Annotated in this window: 22 protein-coding genes, 1 tRNA gene and 2 pseudogenes; 22 read left to right on the forward strand and 3 right to left on the reverse strand. The window is 35.6% G+C overall.

The features are described 5' to 3' along the window. Nucleotides 1–84: 84 nt before the first annotated feature. Nucleotides 85–1,536: a replicative DNA helicase gene (locus AAGD50_RS03525; RefSeq protein WP_264724130.1), complete on the reverse strand. Its 1,452-nt coding sequence runs from the start codon at nucleotides 1,534–1,536 to the stop codon at nucleotides 85–87. A gap of 114 nt (nucleotides 1,537–1,650) precedes the next feature. Between AAGD50_RS03525 and AAGD50_RS03530 the strand changes: the two genes are divergently transcribed. The 5 genes from AAGD50_RS03530 (at nucleotide 1,651) to AAGD50_RS03550 (ending at nucleotide 3,827) form a co-directional block, all read left to right on the forward strand. After that, nucleotides 1,651–1,733, forward strand: a tRNA-Leu gene (locus AAGD50_RS03530). 24 nt (nucleotides 1,734–1,757) lie between these two features. Further along, complete coding sequence (locus tag AAGD50_RS03535; RefSeq protein WP_064124935.1) at nucleotides 1,758–2,354, forward strand: RDD family protein; 597 nt, start codon at nucleotides 1,758–1,760, stop codon at nucleotides 2,352–2,354. 142 nt (nucleotides 2,355–2,496) lie between these two features. Next, nucleotides 2,497–2,727 (forward strand): hypothetical protein, encoded by a 231-nt coding sequence (locus AAGD50_RS03540; RefSeq protein ID WP_041573522.1) that lies wholly within the window; start codon nucleotides 2,497–2,499, stop codon nucleotides 2,725–2,727. Continuing rightward, nucleotides 2,702–3,376: a RadC family protein gene (gene radC, locus AAGD50_RS03545; protein ID WP_006280440.1), complete on the forward strand. Its 675-nt coding sequence runs from the start codon at nucleotides 2,702–2,704 to the stop codon at nucleotides 3,374–3,376. The genes AAGD50_RS03540 and radC overlap by 26 nt, the downstream gene beginning before the upstream one ends. 160 nt (nucleotides 3,377–3,536) lie before the next feature. Beyond that, the gene (locus AAGD50_RS03550; protein ID WP_007549156.1) at nucleotides 3,537–3,827 is read left to right on the forward strand and encodes a GIY-YIG nuclease family protein; all 291 of its coding nucleotides are present in this window, start codon (nucleotides 3,537–3,539) and stop codon (nucleotides 3,825–3,827) included. A 106-nt stretch (nucleotides 3,828–3,933) separates the two neighbouring features. Here AAGD50_RS03550 and AAGD50_RS03555 read toward each other — a convergent pair whose 3' ends face one another. Continuing rightward, a complete protein-coding gene (locus AAGD50_RS03555) occupies nucleotides 3,934–7,335 on the reverse strand; it encodes a UvrD-helicase domain-containing protein (protein WP_341809990.1) in 3,402 nt (1,133 codons plus the stop codon). Between the two features lie 81 nt (nucleotides 7,336–7,416). Here AAGD50_RS03555 and AAGD50_RS03560 point away from each other — a divergent pair, with 81 nt between their 5' ends. The 16 genes and pseudogenes from AAGD50_RS03560 (at nucleotide 7,417) to AAGD50_RS03635 (ending at nucleotide 16,696) form a co-directional block, all read left to right on the forward strand. Continuing rightward, nucleotides 7,417–8,283, forward strand: a complete 867-nt coding sequence (locus AAGD50_RS03560) for a 4-(cytidine 5'-diphospho)-2-C-methyl-D-erythritol kinase (RefSeq protein WP_006280386.1) — start codon at nucleotides 7,417–7,419, stop codon at nucleotides 8,281–8,283. Nucleotides 8,284–8,286: 3 nt separating this feature from the next. Beyond that, a complete protein-coding gene (locus AAGD50_RS03565; protein ID WP_285534872.1) occupies nucleotides 8,287–8,643 on the forward strand; it encodes an Mth938-like domain-containing protein in 357 nt (118 codons plus the stop codon). 1 nt (nucleotide 8,644) lies between these two features. Continuing rightward, nucleotides 8,645–9,454 carry a metal ABC transporter permease gene (locus AAGD50_RS03570; RefSeq protein WP_049973644.1) on the forward strand — a complete coding sequence of 270 codons (810 nt, stop codon included), beginning with the start codon at nucleotides 8,645–8,647 and terminating at the stop codon, nucleotides 9,452–9,454. 131 nt (nucleotides 9,455–9,585) lie between these two features. After that, the gene (locus AAGD50_RS03575) at nucleotides 9,586–9,765 is read left to right on the forward strand and encodes a hypothetical protein (protein ID WP_010082539.1); all 180 of its coding nucleotides are present in this window, start codon (nucleotides 9,586–9,588) and stop codon (nucleotides 9,763–9,765) included. 5 nt (nucleotides 9,766–9,770) lie between these two features. Continuing rightward, a complete protein-coding gene (gene holA / locus AAGD50_RS03580) occupies nucleotides 9,771–10,763 on the forward strand; it encodes a DNA polymerase III subunit delta (protein ID WP_264724133.1) in 993 nt (330 codons plus the stop codon). 213 nt (nucleotides 10,764–10,976) lie between these two features. Beyond that, nucleotides 10,977–11,739: pseudogene (locus tag AAGD50_RS03585) on the forward strand (IS5 family transposase). A gap of 31 nt (nucleotides 11,740–11,770) precedes the next feature. Further along, nucleotides 11,771–12,805, forward strand: coding sequence for a Fic family protein (locus AAGD50_RS03590; protein ID WP_209472855.1), 1,035 nt, complete (start codon nucleotides 11,771–11,773; stop codon nucleotides 12,803–12,805). Between the two features lie 29 nt (nucleotides 12,806–12,834). After that, complete coding sequence (locus AAGD50_RS03595) at nucleotides 12,835–13,023, forward strand: hypothetical protein (RefSeq protein WP_264724137.1); 189 nt, start codon at nucleotides 12,835–12,837, stop codon at nucleotides 13,021–13,023. Between the two features lie 180 nt (nucleotides 13,024–13,203). Further along, a complete protein-coding gene (gene dapB / locus AAGD50_RS03600; protein WP_010962542.1) occupies nucleotides 13,204–13,989 on the forward strand; it encodes a 4-hydroxy-tetrahydrodipicolinate reductase in 786 nt (261 codons plus the stop codon). Continuing rightward, nucleotides 13,986–14,744: a phosphate ABC transporter ATP-binding protein PstB gene (gene pstB, locus AAGD50_RS03605; protein WP_006280935.1), complete on the forward strand. Its 759-nt coding sequence runs from the start codon at nucleotides 13,986–13,988 to the stop codon at nucleotides 14,742–14,744. Before dapB ends, pstB begins: the two co-directional genes overlap by 4 nt. Before the next feature lie 78 nt (nucleotides 14,745–14,822). Beyond that, nucleotides 14,823–14,957, forward strand: coding sequence for a hypothetical protein (locus AAGD50_RS03610; protein ID WP_341809991.1), 135 nt, complete (start codon nucleotides 14,823–14,825; stop codon nucleotides 14,955–14,957). 27 nt (nucleotides 14,958–14,984) lie between these two features. Further along, a pseudogene (locus tag AAGD50_RS03615) lies at nucleotides 14,985–15,747 on the forward strand (IS5 family transposase). A gap of 46 nt (nucleotides 15,748–15,793) precedes the next feature. Then, a complete protein-coding gene (locus AAGD50_RS03620) occupies nucleotides 15,794–15,955 on the forward strand; it encodes a hypothetical protein (RefSeq protein WP_264724099.1) in 162 nt (53 codons plus the stop codon). Nucleotides 15,956–16,077: 122 nt separating this feature from the next. Continuing rightward, nucleotides 16,078–16,374 carry an IS3 family transposase gene (locus AAGD50_RS03625; RefSeq protein ID WP_094189604.1) on the forward strand — a complete coding sequence of 99 codons (297 nt, stop codon included), beginning with the start codon at nucleotides 16,078–16,080 and terminating at the stop codon, nucleotides 16,372–16,374. A gap of 3 nt (nucleotides 16,375–16,377) precedes the next feature. Beyond that, nucleotides 16,378–16,539, forward strand: coding sequence for a DDE-type integrase/transposase/recombinase (locus tag AAGD50_RS03630; protein WP_010082071.1), 162 nt, complete (start codon nucleotides 16,378–16,380; stop codon nucleotides 16,537–16,539). Next, entirely contained in the window at nucleotides 16,532–16,696 is a 165-nt protein-coding gene (locus AAGD50_RS03635) for an IS3 family transposase (RefSeq protein WP_010082072.1), read from the forward strand. The genes AAGD50_RS03630 and AAGD50_RS03635 overlap by 8 nt, the downstream gene beginning before the upstream one ends. 179 nt (nucleotides 16,697–16,875) lie before the next feature. On the opposite strand, the gene prfB is transcribed toward AAGD50_RS03635, so the two are convergent. Beyond that, a protein-coding gene (prfB, locus tag AAGD50_RS03640) for a peptide chain release factor 2 (protein ID WP_141456981.1) occupies nucleotides 16,876–17,980 on the reverse strand; the annotation gives its coding sequence in 2 pieces (ribosomal slippage) (nucleotides 16,876–17,904 and nucleotides 17,906–17,980; 1,104 coding nt in all). A gap of 153 nt (nucleotides 17,981–18,133) precedes the next feature. Here prfB and mgtE point away from each other — a divergent pair. Further along, nucleotides 18,134–19,504 (forward strand): magnesium transporter, encoded by a 1,371-nt coding sequence (gene mgtE, locus AAGD50_RS03645; RefSeq protein ID WP_006280192.1) that lies wholly within the window; start codon nucleotides 18,134–18,136, stop codon nucleotides 19,502–19,504. The last annotated feature ends 217 nt before the right edge of the window (nucleotides 19,505–19,721 follow it).

A 19,721-nucleotide genomic window follows, 5' to 3' on the forward strand; every position in this document is an offset into this window, starting at 1 on the left:
AAAGGATTTTTAAGAAGTTGTCAAGCTATCTTTACATAAAAAAAAATAATTGATAAACTTGGGAACAAGAAGATTGCTGTCAAGCTATGAACTATGCCTTTCCGTGTAATCTTTAAATGCACCTCTGTTAGAGTCAAAATATAGCTTCATACTGCCAATTGGTCCATTTCTCTGCTTTGCAATAATGAGCTCTGCAATGTTTCTAATTTTTTCCATTTTCTCTTGCCATTCCCGATGTTTATTGTTTCCTTCATTTGGCTGTTTTCTTAGTTCATAATACTCTTCTCTATAGAGAAACATTACTATATCTGCGTCTTGCTCTATGCTCCCTGAATCACGTAAATCAGAAAGTTGTGGTTTTTTATCATCCCTCTGCTCAACAGAACGAGAGAGCTGAGATAGTGCAACAATGGGAATATTTAGCTCCTTTGCAATTGCTTTCAAACCCTGCGTCACTTCCGAGATTTCTTGCACTCTATTTTCATTACTCCTTTTTGTTGTTCCTCTGATTAGCTGCAGATAATCAATGAATACCACTTCTACATTATATAATTGATATAACAAACGTATTCTGGTGCGAAGTGCGCTAATTGATAGTGCAGGGGTGTCATCTATGAGGAAAGGCAGTTCAGATAATTCTGTACTAGTATTGATAAACTCATGCAATTCAAAATCACTAATTCTCCCGGTTAATGCCTTATAATAACTAATTCCTGAATCTATAGTAATCAATCTTGCCGTTAATTGTTCTGCTGACATTTCAAGTGAGAAAAACGCTACATGGTGTTGCTTATCTGCTCTTTTTTGCAACATCTTACAAGCATTAAGTGCGATGTTTAGCGCCAATGCTGTTTTACCCATAGAAGGCCTTGCAGCTAAAATTAATAAATCAGATTTTTGTAGACCACCAAGAAGCTGATTTAGATCTTGAAGTCCGGTTGTAACGCCTAGCGCTTCTGGATTATTTTTCAGTGTGCTGATCTTCTCAACTACATCTTTAATTGAACTTGCAAGTTTTATATATGTTTTCTCACCTTGTTTTTTTACTGCCAAATTGAACAATTTTGTCATTGCTTGTTCAATTTGCGCCTGTGCAGGATTTTCAATATCGTAGTTGTAGCTATCACCAACTATTTCTTGCCCGAGCTTGATTAAACATCTCCTTAAGTAAGTATCACGGATTATTCTAGTCAAACTATAAATATCAAGTGCAATACTTGCCTTCGCTGCAAGCTTTGCTAAGTACTCTACCCCACCACACTCGGTAAATGCTTGGTCGTTTTCAAAAAACATTTTAAGGCTCAGTTCATTGGCAACTATACCGTGTTTCCTGGTTTTAGATATTTGCGTAAAAATACTTTGATGCAGTGGATCATAGAAATTTTCTGCTGTAATTGTGTCTTCAACTGCATCACAGATTCTATTATCACGAATCATTGCACCAATAAGCATCTGTTCAGCTTCTAGATTATGCGGTAATTTACATATTTCCTTGTCTACACTTCTTGAACCCAAGAGACTAGCTAATTCATTCATTTTAAGTTTTGAGAGTAACTGTTGATTATTGTAGAATATTTAGTCCTCATTTGAAAGATGTAAAGGCAAAAAAATTTGACTAATTCCGTGTTGCCTATAGCATTAAAACTTAATGCCCCTGTGGTGGAATGGTAGACACGGCAGACTCAAAATCTGTTGCTTGCAAAAGCATGCTGGTTCAAGTCCGGCCAGGGGCACGTTAAATATTGGAAAGTGTATATATGTTACATAAATTTTTTGATCGTTTATTTTCTATTTTTTCTTCTATAAATGTTATTCAAAAGGTAAAGAAAGATGAAAATGGGATATGTTATGTAACGGGCCTCAGGCGCTATATATCAGTATTGCTTGATTTAATTATTATCGTTTTGTTCTTGCAGTTTTGCAGCCAAGCCTTAAATCAGCTCTTTATGAACTCAGAGGATAGCAAAATATTAAGTCAAATTGCTGCAAAATCCCCAATGCAAGCACCACTGTCTGCGGAAGAAAAGACAACGCAGAGTAGACTTATAAAATTACTAATCCTAAATCAAATAGTCCAGTTTATTATGCTCTTTTGCTATGTAATATATATGTGGGTAAGGTTTGCTGCTACACCTGGAAAACTATTACTTGGGCTTAGAGTTGTGGATGCACAAACTTTCGAAAAGATAACTTTAAGACAAGCAACAAAGAGATTTTTTTCCTTTATATTGTCAGTTGCACCATTATTCTTGGGCTTTTTATGGTCAAATTTCAACAAACGCTGTCAAACTTGGCACGATAAGATCGCAGGCACAGTGGTTGTCACGAGTAAAAGCCTTAGAAGGCAGAGCTAAAAACTACTTGACACCCTTCGCCAGCCCCTTTATCATGATACTGAAGGTATTCATTTATCTTCAATCTGTGCAGATTAAACGACAACAGTATTACGTATTGGCGTCTTATTTTTAATTTTTTGCACTATGTGCACGCACTGGGATGACACCTCTGGGCACTGCCGTCGTAAAGGAACCAGTGTCAGCTACTCGGATGACAAAGGAGGACAGTGTCTCAGCTACTTTCATGACACCATTTGCTGTCTTTAAAAATGAATGTTCTTACAATTGTGCGTCATGCGCTTTATTAAATATTTTACTTAAAAATCTAATTTCTTATTATACAAGAGATAAGCAATTCATTGATGATGAAAAATTACAAAAAGGGGCATAGAAAGCGCCTAAGGGAGAAAATTATTTTAGATAATGGACAATCATTACTTGATTATGAGGTTTTAGAGCACATTTTATATTCAGCATACAGTAGAATTGATGTAAAGCCGATAGCAAAGAGTTTGATAGAAAATTTTGGCAGTTTGAATAAAGTTTTTAATGCTGACCTGGAAGCGCTGCAAAACGTTGATGGTGTCAGCAATGCAGCGATATCTGCCATCTTTTGTGTAAAACAAGCCTTTGTTCGTTCTGCAAGAGAAGAAATAAAAGACCTGCCTATAATCGATAACTGGGAAAAATTGCTTGATTATTTAAGAATAAGTATAGGAAGCCTCAATAAGGAAAATTTTCGCGTCATCTATATGAATAAAAAGTATCGTCTAATAGCGGAAGACCTGCAAAATATTGGTACAGTAGATCAAACTCCTCTTTATGTCAGAGAGATCATCAAGCGCGCACTTTTGATTGGTTCAACATCCATTGTAATATCTCACAATCATCCAAGCAGAGATACACAACCTTCAAATAGCGATATATCTCTCACTAGACAACTAGCAGAAGCTTGCCAAAGTATAGGAATAGAATTAATAGATCACATTATTATTACATTCAGTAGCTATTTTAGTTTCAAGGAAAATAGGTTGTTGTGAAAGCCTTTATAGCTACAGTAACTTAGATTTACCGACAATCGTCATTCCGCTACGTGTTAGCGGGATCTATCTGCGGCGGCATGACGGTAAGTTTTATTGTGGTATGATGGTGTAGTATAATGTTGGTAAACCTCAGTTACTTTAGCTATAAACGATTAAGATGAAGTTATCATATATCTATATACTTACAAATAAAGCTAATAGCACATTATATATTGGTGTAACTGCAAATTTGATCAAGAGGATTTGGGAACACAAAAACAAAATTGTTTCAGGTTTTACATCAAGATATAATGTAAATAAACTTGTATATTTTGAAGAGTTTGAAGATATAAGTTTAGCTATTGCAAGAGAAAGGCGCCTGAAAGAATGGCCAAGGCAGTGGAAAATTAATTTGATCAATCAAAAGAATCCTAGCTGGGTTGACTTATATTACTTAGCTTTAAGATAGCTATGCTGAGATCCCGCTAACACGTAGCGGGATGACGAGAAAGGAGTGGCGGTATGACGGTTCGCGGTGGTATGACGTAGTAGCTATTTCTTGCAATCAAGTTTCGTTAAAAGTCAGATTGAATGGTTAAATCTTCCACCCAAATAACCACGCACTCTACTTGCTTGTTTGGATATATTTCTTGTACTAAGGTTTTATAGATTAACATCTGTTTTTTTATTTCATTTAATAAGGAAACAGAAACGTTACGGTGTGATTTGTAGTCAATTATGATTGCTTTATCTTGCGTTATGCATAGCCTATCTAGTCGTACTAATACTGACTTGCCATCAATTGTTCCACTCAGTGTAATCTCTGATTTGCCTTCCAAGTCAAACAAATAGCCATATTTTTCATTAAAGGCTAATATTTTACTGTAAATTTCATCCTTATCTTCACTGATGTTATCAAGGTATTTTCTGACCCAGTTTTTTCTCCTTTCTTTTTCTATCTTGGGCATATACTGCAATATGCTGTGAATTATTAGGCCTCTTGTATAACCATCTGTCATCCAAGTAGCTGACACTGGGATCCATTCTGCTCCTTCTTTTTCACTGGATTCCAGCGTCACGCGCTGGGATGACACCGAAGAGTAGGCTAAAGCTGGTGGAAGGGAAATGACCGGAACGTCAAAGTAATCACGTTTTTTATAAATGTAAGGGTAGTTTGCGTTCACACATAGCACTTCAACTTTTTCTTTAAATATTGGCTGTAAACTCCTTTGTTTCTTTTCATATGGCTCTCCGTACTTAGTGATTAGATCATACCAAGAGCCCTTTTGCACTGGCTCTTTACTTAAGATGTATAACTCATCTTCAGCACGTGTGAGTGCTACGTATAATAAACGCAAATATTCATTATAATCCTCTAGTTTTTTCTCTCTTTTTACTTGATCACAATAAGCGTTGTTGTTTTTTCCACACCAAAATGGTGCTTCCGTTCCATCAAAGATAATGCTTTCACTGTTTCTTGGCACTGTGTTTGTATCAACCAAAAATACTATTGGAGCTTGCAGACCTTTTGATTTGTGAATTGTCATTATTCGCACAGCATTGCGTTCTGATTGCATATCATTCTTAATCTCTGGGTTATTCTCCTTGATCCATTGAACAAATGCTTGAAGAGATGGGTTCTCAAATTGCAACACAAGGTTCATAAATTCGTCTAGAACCTCGAAGCACTCAAGACCTAGCCTTGCAGCAAATTTCTTCTTACCTGTGCGCAGTATATGCGTGAATAATGCGAGAGGGGATTCTGTGCGAGATAAGTTAATGAGATAGTTTAATTCACTATAGATAACCACAGAATAATCCTGAATTCTTTCCCATAGTGAATGCTCTTTACGGTCGTATGCAATGTTAAATAAATCATCCTCGGTGAAATTAAATAGCGGTGATTTTAAAGCATTTGCAAGAGCTAAATCATTTGCCTGGAGGAGTAAAAATTCGGCCAAAGCTATTAAGTCCTGCACGGCTATATAGTCCATAATTCTAAAATAATCTCGGCCTACAACTGGCACGTTTGCTTTTTTAAGTTCGCTTATTATGTAATCAACTAACACGTTTCGTTGTCGTACCAGAACCATAATGTCTCTTGGTTCTATATGGCGATCTTTAGCGACTAAAATTCGCCCTTCATTTAACCAATTGTGAATTCTGTTGGCTATTGTTTGAGCAAGTAATCGGTCTGCTATTATATAATTTTCCCTGCATGTCAGAGGAATTTGTAAAGCTTGCTGTTCTTTCTCTTTGCGCCTTGGTAACGCTGGCCAAATTTCAATATATCCTTGGTCATTTTCTCTATGTGGAACATGTTTTATTTCATTATCATTAAAAGATATTTCTGCGCGGAAGTTATTAAATATTCTATCTACAAGCATCAAAACTTCTGGAGTTGAACGAAATGACTTTTCAAGTTGGCATGATATCCAATCTCTACCACCAGTTTTCGTATGAAAGTATTGTTGCATATAGTTGAATAGATGGGGATTTGCTCCTTGAAATCTGTATATGGATTGTTTTACGTCACCAACAACAAATAAGGTTCGCTTTTCATCATTACCGGCAAAAAATTCATCGCAGAGATTTGTTATAATTTTCCACTGACTGATGCTATTGTCTTGTGCCTCGTCAACAAGGATGTGATCTATTTTTTGATCTAAGTTAAACAATACCCAATCTTTATGATCTGGGTTGCTGAGAAGATTTGTTGCTAAGTCAATTATATCATTGTAATCAAGCAGTGCATTTTTTGATTTTTCGCTACTGTATAGATCAACATATACTTTAAATATACCAAGTAAGCTACTGGTTCTCTTGAATATTTGATAAGAGTTCATGTCTCTTGTATGGGTAAATACTACATTCTGAACGCTCTCTATTATTTGCTCTGCATCTTTGAATTTCTCCAAAATACTTTTTGTTGCAATGGATGATATGCTCTTTTTTTCGTGCGATTCTGATTTTAGAAATACCTTGGCTAGGTTTTCTATTTTGGTGTCATTCCACTTTATTCCGGTATCATCCGAGTAGCTGACACTGGTTCTTTTTTTCTGGATCCCAGCTGGGATGACAGTAGAATAAAGTATTTCACTATAACTCTGATCTCTTTTACTGCCTTCACTTAATATCTCGGCTAGTCTTTCCACGTGCTCGATTGTTTCACTCTGTAAGTCATGAATTTCATCTGGGGCGCTCAATTTATCTTTGATATATTTCGAATCATTTGCTGATATCGATCTTTTTATACATAAAGTATAAAGCAAATCGCGTAGTTTATTTTCATCAATTTCAGTTGCAATAAGGTTGATATCATCCTGCACAGTTTCGTTATGAAGCACTTTATTGAATATGATGGAATGTAATTCTTTACATTCACTCAGCGTGCAATTTGGAGCAATGCCAGCTTCTATAGGAAAGCTGGAGATTAATTTGTAACAGAAAGCGTGTATGGTTTGTATAGTTAGACCAAGATTTTCCAGTTCAGAGAAAAGCCTTCTTGCTTTGGTTAAATAATCTTTATTTTTTCTGGATCCCAGTGTCACGCACTGGGATGACAAGTAGGGATGCTGGGATGACATCGAAGGGTGGGCTACTGGATTTTCACTTAAATCGTGGTTATGTGGTGCTATCACCTCAGCATCATTCTCCGTTATTTCTGCGCCATCCCCTGTCATCCCAGTGCGTGACACTGGGATCCAGGTTTCTTTTTTTCTGATTTGCAATAGGTCTAGTTGTTCCAGATCCATTATTAATTCACTCTCTGAACATATTGCCCACTTACTGAGTATGCTGTGAATGCGATTCTCCATTTCGTTTGCTGCAGCATTGGTGAATGTTAAGCAAAGAATATTTCTTTTGTTTTCTAATAAAAGTCTCAATACTCTGTCTATTAAGATTTTTGTTTTGCCTGTACCAGCGGACGCATTTACCCACACAGAGAAATTAGGATTTATGGCATTTGATCTCATCAGAAGTGCGAGAACCTTATAAAAGTTGACTAGAATAGCATTATACATATAATGTAAAAATAGTGTTAGTGAAGATATATAATGAAAAGTTTTTGTGTAAAGGCGCCTGCAAAAATCAATCTTTTTTTGCATGTTGTAGACAAAAAAGAAACAGGGTATCACTTGATTGAAGGTTTATTTGTCTTTGCTAATCTCTCTAATTTTTTGGAAATAAAAGTAGGTGAGAAGGATTCTAGATACGATAACTCTACAGTTGAATTTATAAACTCCGAGTCTAAAATAAATAACCAATATAACACTGTAATGAAAGCGGTTAATCTGCTGCTTAGGCATGCTCCTGTACGCACTAAAGTCACTGTAAAGGTTGTAAAAAACATACCAATTGCTGCAGGACTTGGTAGCGGATCCTCAGATGCTGGAGCTGTGGTACGTACGCTAGGGAAGCTGTGGGAGATTGATAGGACGATTTTAAATGAAATAGCCTTAAACGTTGGTGCTGATGTTCCCGCAAGCGTAGATAGCAAGCCAGTTTTTGTTAGAGGTATTGGCGAAGAATTATGCCACATTAAAAAATTCTCTTTACCTACAAATGTGGTGCTTGTGAAACCGAAAAAAAGGTTTTTGAGTACACCAGAGGTATTTTCCAAACATGAAGGAAAATTTTCTGAGCCAATTAAATGGAGCGATGACGCTGAAAAGGATTTGTTGAAGCTTCTTAAAGAGACGAGAAACGATCTTCAAGAAATAGCAATAAGCTTTGTACCTGAAATTAAGGATGTGATATCAACACTTGAGTCACAAGAAGGCTCTATACTTTCTCGCATGTCAGGCAGTGGTGTATCATGTTTTGGAATATTCGATAGTGAGGAAAATGCAAAAGCTGCTGCAGTTAATATCGGAAAAAAGCAACCAGAATGGTGGGTATGTGACACTCAATTAATAGTTTGACTTATGCCCTTAATTTCCGAGAATAAAAATCTTATAAATGGTTACAGGGAAGGAAAATTTTTGGTAAACAATCAAGAATATTATGGCTCAATTATAATTTTTCCTGAAAAGGTGATAAAATTGAAAGAAAGTGATATAAACAGCAAGGAGTATTTTGAATCTTTTTTAACAGAGGAAATAGAAATTTTGTTAATAGGTACTGGTAAAACACGCAATATACCAAGTTCTTCAGTGAAGTCCTATCTTATGGAACAAAAAGGTTTAAATTTTGAATTTATGACAACAGGTTCTGCATGCAGAACCCATAACGTTTTAATATCCGAAGATAGATTTGTTGTCAGTTATCTAATAGCCATATAGCATGTTTGAAATGTTTACCCAGGACTTTTTCATCAATAGTCTAGTTGCAGTAGTTGTAATTAGCCTAGTAACAGGCGCTTTAGGATCGTTTATGATATGGCAAAGGTTATCTTATCTTGGTGATAGTTTGTCCCATTCTTCGTTGCTTGGTGTTGCACTTGCTTTAATCTTTAAGATTAGCCCATCGCTTAGCATAATGCTCATTGCAATTACATTTGCTATACTACTTTCTCTTAATTTTAACAGATTATATTCTGCTGATACGATATTGAACATTGTTACCAATGTAGTTTTATCATCGAGTTTAATACTTATGTCTTTTCTTCCATCTGGCAATAATAGTATTATTAGCTCACTGTTTGGTGATATATTAACGCTCGATCAAAGTGATATAGTATTGATTTTTTTAACCTCTGCAGTAGTTACTTTGATATTAATATTTAGATGGCGTTATTGGTTAATGATTTCAATTAATCAAGATTTAGCAGTAGTTGAAAAAATTAATGTTACCTTTGTTAGACTAGAATTTTTAATCACTCTTGCTATATTTATAGCAATTGCTGCCCAACTAATAGGAATATTACTCATTGCTGCATTTTTGCTAATACCAGCAGCATCTGCAAGGCTCATTTCGAAAACTCCAATGCAGATGATTATTGTTGCAACAGTTTTTTCTGTGATCTCTGGGATATCAGGTCTCATGTTATCTGCAAGTTTTGATTTGTTAACTGGACCTGCAATTATACTTGTTGCAGCGGTATATTTAATTATCGCTTATTTTATAAGGCTAGTATTAAGCAGGTTGGCTTAATTTTGATCTCGAATGTTAATAATTTTGTAATATACTCATTATAAAACATCACTATCTTAGCACAAAATAGTTTTTGCTATACTATTATTTATATGCTAATGATAAGTTGTTAATTTTATGGAGTAAGCAATATGAGCGAAGAAGGATTTTTTTCCAAATATATATCTCAACCTGTGAAAAAATTTTATAATTATATTACAGGAAAAACAGAAGAGTCAGATGATGTAGCAGGTGATGTGCATAATATTGCACAAGGAGACTCAGAGTCTTTGGATACTCATGTACAGTCAAATGAGAATGATATCATATAGATAGCATGAGGGTCACACCATCCAAAGTTAAAAAATTCCTAGAGAAACCTGATGCTTTACGTGGTGTGTTAATTCATGGAAGTGATAACAGTAGGGTTGATTTTTATGTACAAGAAATAATTGCTAATTTGGGTGAGTATTCAGTTCAGGTGATGGGTTTTGCAATAGTGAATAAGTCACCCAGTTTACTGTTTTCTGAATTGGCAAACGTTTCGATGTTTACCAGCAAAAAATTAATTAAGCTGATAAATGTGAGTGGAGGTATATCCAAGGAGTTAAAAAATGTATTGGATTATAACGCAAGTGGTCATTATGTAATGATGGTAGCAAATGATCTTCCATATAATTCTGCGACTAAAAGTTATATGGAGAGTTCAAAAATTTTTGGTGTGATTGCTTGCTATAAAGACAGCAACAGCAATCTTTATGATATTATATCAAGTTACTTAAAACAAAATGATATAAAATGCACAAATGAGATAATCTACCATTTGCAATCTTACTTTAATCATAGCAAGCTGCCTATATGTTCAGAACTTGAGAAGTTAGTTTTGTACTTAGGGGAGAGAAAAGACCTAAAACTTACTGATATAGAATTATGCTTTTCAACTTCCGGCAACGACTATGCTACACTTGATGATCTATGCTCTGCCATAGCAAGTAAAGATATGTCGCGCTTCATTAGAATTTCTGATGCATTGATATCGCAAGAAAATTTTTCACCGATAGCGCTAATTCGCATTATATCAAATTATTTCCTACGCCTTGAAAACGTTTTGCTGTCAGTGCAAGGTGGAATGAGTGAGCAGGCTGCGATTGATCAGCTAAGCCCTCCATTGTTTTTTAAACAATTGCAGAGTTTTAAATCTCATTTGAAAAGTTTGCAACTTTCAGAACTTAAGAAGATCTTGGAAAAATTGATAAGCTTAGAAGTTACCTGTAAAAAAACTGATTTAGATCATAAAATGATTTTTCAACATGCACTGACGGGTAGCTGACTACTCGGATCCAGCCTTTCTTATAATTTCATCAAAATGTTGTATTTTAACATAAAATAGCTGCTTTTATGCCTACCAAAATTCATTCTTTAGTGTGTGTCTCACAAGTATTCTTTGCTAATAGGATATTTTCGAATATAATTGAATATAACTAGGTCTTGTCGACATAAAAAAATAGTGATATAGAGTACTCTTTATTAATAGGTAAAGAGAATGCTATATGATTTAAAAGATGAGCAATGGGAGAGAATAAAAAACAGTCTGCCAGGTAAGGAAGGAGATAGAGGAAGAAGCGCAAAAGATAACAGGAGATTCGTAGCTGCAATAATGTGGATAGGTAGAACAGGAGCAACATGGAGAGCATTGCCGGCTGAGTATGGAAAATGGTCAAGTGTACATAAACGTTTTATAAGGTGGGCAAAATCTGGTGTTTGGCAGATGATTTTCAACACATTAGCTGTTAATGGAGACACAGAGTGGCTCATGATAGACTCAACAATAATCAGGGCACATCAACATGCTGCTGGTGCAAGAAAAAAATGTGGAAACTGGTAGACAAGAACAAGAGCTGGGACGGTGCAAAGGAGGATTTTCAAGCAAATTACACGCTGCTTGTGATGCTTTGGGCAACCCACTGAGATTCTTTGTTACTGCAGGGCAAAGATCGGATTACGTAAAAGCTTTAGACCTGATAGAAGGCAAGAACATGGAGGCACTTATTGCCGATAAAGGGTATGACGCAAATTATATGATTGAGGCTGCAGAAGCTGTAAATGCTGAGCCAGTAATCCCACCGCGTTCCAACAGAAAAACACCAAGAGAATATGACAAAGAATTGTATAAAGAGAGAAACTTAATCGAAAGGATGTTCAACAAAATCAAGCACTTCCGCAGAGTTGCTACACGCTACGACAAATTGGCCATAGCTTTTCTGTCTTTTGTTCACATTGCTGGCATTTATCTTTGGTTAAAATAAATGTCGACACTGCCTAGATAAAAATACAGATATGTTTGACATTTCAAAAATTGTAATAACACCTGAAATGTTAAAATTAGTTGCTGAAATTGATGAATTTAAAGGAGCATGGCAATTGTTTGGTAATTTAGCTCCAGAACGTTTACAAATGCTCAAGAAAATTGCAACAATTGAAAGTATTGGTTCTTCTACTCGTATTGAAGGGGCAAGATTATCAGACCGTGAAGTTGAGCAATTACTATCCAAACTTGATACACGCTCATTTCGTTCTCTAGATGAACGAGAAATAGCCGGATATGCGTATGTGTGTGAAGAAGTATTTCAAAACTTTAACAAGATGCCATTTACAGAAAACACTATAAAACAGTTTCACATCTGGCTTTTACAATTTTCATATAAAGATCAAAGGCACATGGGAGAATATAAAAAATTCCCCAATCATGTTGAAGCGTTTGATGAATCTGGAAAAAGCTTGGGCATAGTTTTTGAAACAGCCTCTCCATTTGAGACAGCAACACAAATGCAAGAACTTATTTATTGGACTAGCCAGCAATTAGAGGTGAAATCGTTACACCCTCTATTAATTATTGGCATTTTTATAGTTACTTTTTTAGCTATTCATCCCTTCCAGGATGGAAATGGCAGATTATCACGCATTCTCACAACTTTCTTGTTACTAAAGTTAGGGTATATCTATGTACCTTACAGTTCCCTTGAAAGTAATAAGGAGAGTTACTACTTAGCTTTGCGTCGTACTCAACAATCCTTGAAGACGAGCAGCTATGATTTTAATCCATGGCTTATATTCTTTTTAAGGTCACTACAAAAGCAAAAATTTCATCTTGAACAAAAGGTGTCACATGAAAAAGTGTTAAATCTCTATTTACCACCACTTTCTGCTAAAGTATTAGCACTACTCAGCAAACATGGACGTCTTACAATTAAGGATTTGGAAAATATTACTAAAGCAAACTGCAATACCTTAAAGAAGCACGTATCTAATCTCGTAAAGAGTAATCACATCACTCAGCATGGAAAAGGCAAAGCAACCTGGTATGTAATATAGAGCTCAATAGGATATGTATTCATTTTGAATTGTTAAATTATTCAGCTATAGAATATAGATCACAACTGTACAAACATTGTAGTTTGAGCCCACTAGATCCCAGTGCCCTATTCTTGTCATCCCAGTGCCTTCTCCTGTCATCCCAGTGCCCAGACACTGGGATCCAGAAAAGTTTGCTTGTAAGCAAGCAAACTAGCATAGAAAAACGTTTTCGATGAGATTGCAGAAAGGCTAGATTCCAGACTGGAATGACATCGTTCACTATGTACCATATTGCAATAGTTGTGGTCAAGGCACTGGGATCTGAAATTGCAGTGTTCGTACAGCTATAGAATATAGATCAGAAGTGACAGAGCTTAAAAAAAGGCCTAACATTCTTAATAAACGTAAAAAGCTTTATGAAAATCAGAGTTGGAGTAATAGGCTGCTTAGGCAGAATGGGCAAAAAAATACTCAATGAATTAATTACAAATACCAAAGTGGAAATAGCAGGTGCTGTTGCCCGTTCAGGCAGTAAGTACATAGATTCAGATATTGGACCAATTATAGCCAATCTAGGAATTAAAGTTACAAGTTCTATTAGTGGCATATTTGAGTCATCTGACGTTGTAATAGATTTTACAACTAAAGAATGTATGTTAGACTGCCTTAAAGCAGCTGTAAAATTTAAAACACCGCTGGTTAGTGGCACAACTGGAATAGAAGGTGTCGATTTGAAAGAATATGCTGCTGAAGTTCCAATATTATGGTCAGCAAATATGAGTGTTGGGGTTAATGTGTTGCTGAAATTGGTAAAAAAAGCTGCTGAGCTTTTAGGTAATGAATATGACGTTGAGATTTGGGAAATGCATCATAACTTAAAAAAGGATTCACCATCTGGAACAGCTATAGAACTTGGCAAAACAATTGCTAACGCTTCAAAAGTGGATTTTCAGTCCAATCAATATTTACATAGTGGTTCAAACATAAGGAAAAAGGGGGGAATAGGTTTTGCAGTATCTCGTGGAGGTGGAGTAATAGGAGATCACAGCGTGATGTTTGTTAATTCTGATGAACGGATAGAACTAAACCACAAAGCAATTGATCGCACAACATTTGCTAGAGGAGCTGTTCAAGCAGCAGTATGGCTATACGAAAATAAAAGAGAAATTCCGGGGCTCTATTCAATGCAGGATGTGATATGAGCAATACACGTGCCTCTGTTAAAGATTTAAATCTCTGGTACGGCTCTAAGCAAGTTTTATTCGATATAAATTTGAATATTTATAAAAGAAAAGTTACTACTTTTATCGGACCATCCGGGTGCGGTAAATCAACATTTTTGCGTTGTTTTAATCGTATGAATGACTATGTACCAGGTTGCAAAACTGTTGGTGAATTAGATATCGATGGGCTGGGTGATATATATTCACGCGATATGGATGTTGTACTACTTAGAGCAAAAGTTGGTATGGTATTTCAAAAGCCAAATCCTTTTCCAAAATCAATATATGATAATGTTGCTTGTGGGCCAAAATTGCATGGTATGGCGAAGGATAAGCAAAAATTGAATGAGATGGTGGAAAATAGTTTAACCAAGGTTGGTTTATGGGAAGAATTGAAGGACAGATTGCAAGATAGCGCACTCAATTTATCCGGTGGCCAACAACAGAGACTATGCATTGCTCGCGCAATTGCAGTGAAGCCAACTATTTTATTAATGGATGAACCGTGCTCCGCTCTTGATCCAATGGCAACCAATGCAATCGAAAATCTTATACAAGAGCTGAAATTAAGATTTACTATAATTATGGTAACTCATTCAATGAAGCAAGCTAAGAAGTTATCTGATAGTGTGATTTTCTTTCATAATGGCAGAATTGTTGAGTCTGGAAGCACTCAAGAAATATTCGAAAATGCTCAATCTCCCTTAACAAAGGAGTATATCCTGGATCATTAAATTTCTGACCTTACCCAGAAAAAGTGGAGAGAAAGAAAGGAGTTTTTTCGGGTAAAATAAAATTTTGGAGGATTAGAAATGGTAAGAGAATATACGGCAGAATTCAAATTGGAAGCTGTTAAGCTGGCAAATGAACAAAGAAAGGTAGGTCAACCAGTTGCAAAAGTAGCAAGAGATCTAGGTCTTGTCGACATAAAAAAAATAGTGATATAGAGTACTCTTTATTAATAGGTAAAGAGAATGCTATATGATTTAAAAGATGAGCAATGGGAGAGAATAAAAAACAGTCTGCCAGGTAAGGAAGGAGATAGAGGAAGAAGCGCAAAAGATAACAGGAGATTCGTAGCTGCAATAATGTGGATAGGTAGAACAGGAGCAACATGGAGAGCATTGCCGGCTGAGTATGGAAAATGGTCAAGTGTACATAAACGTTTTATAAGGTGGGCAAAATCTGGTGTTTGGCAGATGATTTTCAACACATTAGCTGTTAATGGAGACACAGAGTGGCTCATGATAGACTCAACAATAATCAGGGCACATCAACATGCTGCTGGTGCAAGAAAAAAATGTGGAAACTGGTAGACAAGAACAAGAGCTGGGACGGTGCAAAGGAGGATTTTCAAGCAAATTACACGCTGCTTGTGATGCTTTGGGCAACCCACTGAGATTCTTTGTTACTGCAGGGCAAAGATCGGATTACGTAAAAGCTTTAGACCTGATAGAAGGCAAGAACATGGAGGCACTTATTGCCGATAAAGGGTATGACGCAAATTATATGATTGAGGCTGCAGAAGCTGTAAATGCTGAGCCAGTAATCCCACCGCGTTCCAACAGAAAAACACCAAGAGAATATGACAAAGAATTGTATAAAGAGAGAAACTTAATCGAAAGGATGTTCAACAAAATCAAGCACTTCCGCAGAGTTGCTACACGCTACGACAAATTGGCCATAGCTTTTCTGTCTTTTGTTCACATTGCTGGCATTTATCTTTGGTTAAAATAAATGTCGACACTGCCTAGGAATAAGGGATAGTGTATTAGGAAAATGGATGAAGAAATATAACGAAAAAAAGTCAGCGGCAAATGCATTTCCAGATGTAGCACCTTATGACAAAGAGAGGTTTGATTTACAAAGCAAGAGTAACAAGGGAAAGAGACATTTAAAAAAAAGCCCTGGCCAGTCAAAAGGAGTAAAATATTTTTTTATATAGTAACTGCTATAAAGTACAGGAATTATGTAGGATTTTCTGCTAGTGGCTACTATAAGTGGACCACAAGAAAAATAAGCAGTAGAGAATCAGCAAATAAAGAGCTACTCGAAGCTATTCAAAAAATATATCAAGTTTCTAAATGTAGATATGGAGCTCCTAAAATTCATGCTGAATTGAAGGCTTTGGGTAAAAGTTGCAATTTGAAAACGGTGCAAAGTATTATGCAGAAAAATGACATCAGGGCTATACTGAGAAGAAAGTTTAAAATTAAAAAACAACAAACAGATAATAGAGCTGTAGCTCCCAATATACTAGATCAAAACTTTATTGTTGATCAACCAAATAAAGTATGGGATTACTTACATCAAAACCAAGGAGGGATGGCTATATTTGGCAGCAATAATTCTCACGTATGGTAGTTAATGAGTAGTGCAATAAATAAACAATTGGTTATGAACTCTTTATTAATGGCCATTAATAGGCGTAAACCTGTTAAAAATCTACTATTACATAGTGATCAAGGTTCACAATATACTGCGCAAGGGTATCAATATCTCTTAGCTGTAAAGAATATAGATGAGTAATAAAGGCTGTTGTTACGACAATTCTGTTGCAGAAAGCTTCTTTAGCTCATTGAAAAGAGAAATACTTATTGATACTTCACAACACTCTGCTCAACAAACTAGAACTGCAATATTTGAATACATAGAAATTTTTTATAACAAACAACGTCACTATTAACTATTGCATTCCAGAACAATTTGATGCATCATTCTTTTTGTAAAAAACATTCCAAACTTTCTCTCCACTTTTTCTGGGTAAGGTCACTTTTCCACTGATCATATTTAATCGCCATAACTTTACTCCTACTTTAACAATATTTTAATTATCATATATTATGGCAAGAAAGTCAACCCTACCTAATTTTGCTTAGTAAGCACACTAACTATGAAACAATCTATATTACCATCAAAAACAGAATTTATATTGCCCACTTCATGTCCGGTTCTTAAATCCTTCACCATTTGATATGGATGCATAACGTACGATCTGATCTGATTACCCCAGCCTATATCGCATTTTTTACCATACTCTTCAGCCATTTTCTGTTCTTTTTTTTCCAGTTCAATTTGGTATAAACGTCCTTTAAGTAATTTTAACGCCTCATCTTTATTTCTATGTTGAGAACGACCATTTTGGCATTGAACTACAACACCAGTTGGAATATGCGTAATGCGTACTGCACTTTCAGTTTTGTTCACATGCTGACCGCCTGCTCCAGAAGCTCGGTAGGTGTCGATCTTTAGATCCTTTTCATCCACAGCAATATCAATTGAATCTTCGATCACTGGAGTTACTCCTACACTTGCAAAACTGGTATGACGTTTACCATTTGCATCAAATGGCGATATTCTAACCAGCCTGTGAATTCCACTTTCACTTTTTGCCCACCCATAAGCTTTTTCTCCAACGATTTTTATCATTGCAGACTTTATACCAACTGACTCTCCTTCTAATTTTTCTACAACTTCAACTTTAAAGTTGTGATAAATTTCTGCCCACCTTATATACATGCGCATCAGCATTTCAGCCCAATCATTGCTCTCGGTTCCGCCAGCTCCTGAGTGGATTTCTAAAAAGCAGTTATTATTATCTGCTTCACCAGTAAATAAGGACTCTGTTTCTTTATACTTGATTAATTTCTCTAGCTTAGCTAATTCATTTTCAACTTCAGAGAAAAATTCTTCATCATTTTCATCAATAGCAGACTTCATTAAGCTGATGGCATCGTTGTAATCGCTTTCCAGCTTTAAAAACGACTCTACGTCATTCTTAATTTTAGAACGTTCTTTTAAAACTTCTTGTGCTTTTTGGTTATCTTGCCATAGGTCATCATTCGACGCTTGGGAGTCAAGCTCTTCAAGACGCAACTTTAATTTTTCTATGTCAAAGACACCTCCTGATAAGAGAAATACTTTTATTTAAGCTTTGAAAGTGTTCAAGAATTTCTGGATAAGTTTTCATTATACTTTAGATTTTAATATATTTACTATCAATAACAATAACAGTAAACAAAATAGAAATTTAACCATATGATAGTTAATTTAAATAATTTCATTATACTTTAATGTTTAAGGAAATCAAGCGCGTATATTTATTAAAAAACAAGGTAAAGTAATGAATATTGAAATAAGTTCCCATTATGGTTTAGACAAAAAGGCTATTGATGACTTAATAGAGTCACTTGATAACGAGGAGCTAGAGAATGTTCGTAATATTGTAAAAACGATAGACAGTGTTCAGTTAGCTTATTTTTTATCTACTTCGATCAGTGATCACAGGGAGAAATTAGTTAATATCCTCGATCAACATTTGTTAAGTGATGCCCTAGTGCATGTAGTGCCAGATTTACAAATAGAGATCATAGAAACATTGGGAATAGAAAATACAGCAAAGTTACTAATGCTCCTTGATGTAGAAGATATAGTAACCATAGTGAAAGATTTAGATAGAAAGTCTGTAGAAAATATACTTTACTATTTGCCCAGCAAAACTCAGAAATCGGTAGAGGAGTTGCTATCATATCCAGAAGAAAGTGCAGGAAGGTTAATACATAAAGATATGGTTATAGCTCCATATTATTGGACAATAAATCAACTGACAGAATTTGTGTGCAACTATAAAAAAATACCAGAAAAATTTCACCAGATATTCATTATCAACTCAAAATTAGAGCCTATAGGCAGTGTTAATTTAAATAAGGTAATATCTCACTCAGGAGACACAATAATAAAAGAGATAATGGATCATGACATAAAAATCATTAAAACTGGAATAGACCAAGAGGAAGTAGCAAGAATATTTAAAGATTACTCTCTATTATCGGCTCCGGTAGTAAATAAGAATGGTAAAATTATTGGTGTGATCTTAATTGAAGATGTGATAAAAGTTGTTCAACAAGAAACAGAAGAGGATGTACTCAAAATAAGCGGTGTATCTTCTAAAGCCGATATAAATGCCCCTATACATAAAACTATAATTAAAAGGCTACCTTGGTTACTGTTTAACCTCTTAGCTGCAACAATGTGTTCCATAGTAGTTGGCTTTTTCGATGATGTAATAAAAAGTTTTATAGTGCTGCCAATAATCATGCCGATAATTGCATCAATGAGCGGAAATGCAGGATCCCAAACAGTAACGCTAACCATCCGGGCAATCGCAACAAAATATCTAACTGAGCAAAATGCAAAAAGAATACTGATGAAAGAATTTTTAATAGGTCTTATAAACGGGGTGATCTTATCTACTATTTCATTAGTAGTGTTAGCAATAAGGTTTCACAACTTCAAAGTGGAGATGATTTTTGTGGTCTCCATGATTATGATGTCAATTATTGCAACGTTCATCGGAACTTTCATTCCTATAATGCTTCACCGTTTAAAGTCTGACCCTGCAGTTTCTTCTTCAATCCTAACATCGGCAACAACTGATATTCTCTCAGCTTTTATATTTCTTGGTTTAGCTACGATCTTTTTATTAAATAGCTAATACTATCTATAGCTATACCGCCGCGAACCGTCATGCCGCGATTCATTCGCGGTATCTCTTAGCATAGATCCCGCTAACAAGTAGCGGGATGACGAGAAAGGGGCTACTTGGATGACATTCTTCCTGGTGTGCCCAAATCACAATGTTCGTACATCTGTGGATTTATTCGCGGTATAGATTCCGCTAACGAGTAGCGGAATGACGGTTTTTCAAATTG

Origin of the sequence: Wolbachia endosymbiont (group A) of Apotomis capreana (genome assembly GCF_964027025.1) — a bacterium.
In the GTDB taxonomy this organism is placed as follows: domain Bacteria; phylum Pseudomonadota; class Alphaproteobacteria; order Rickettsiales; family Anaplasmataceae; genus Wolbachia; species Wolbachia pipientis.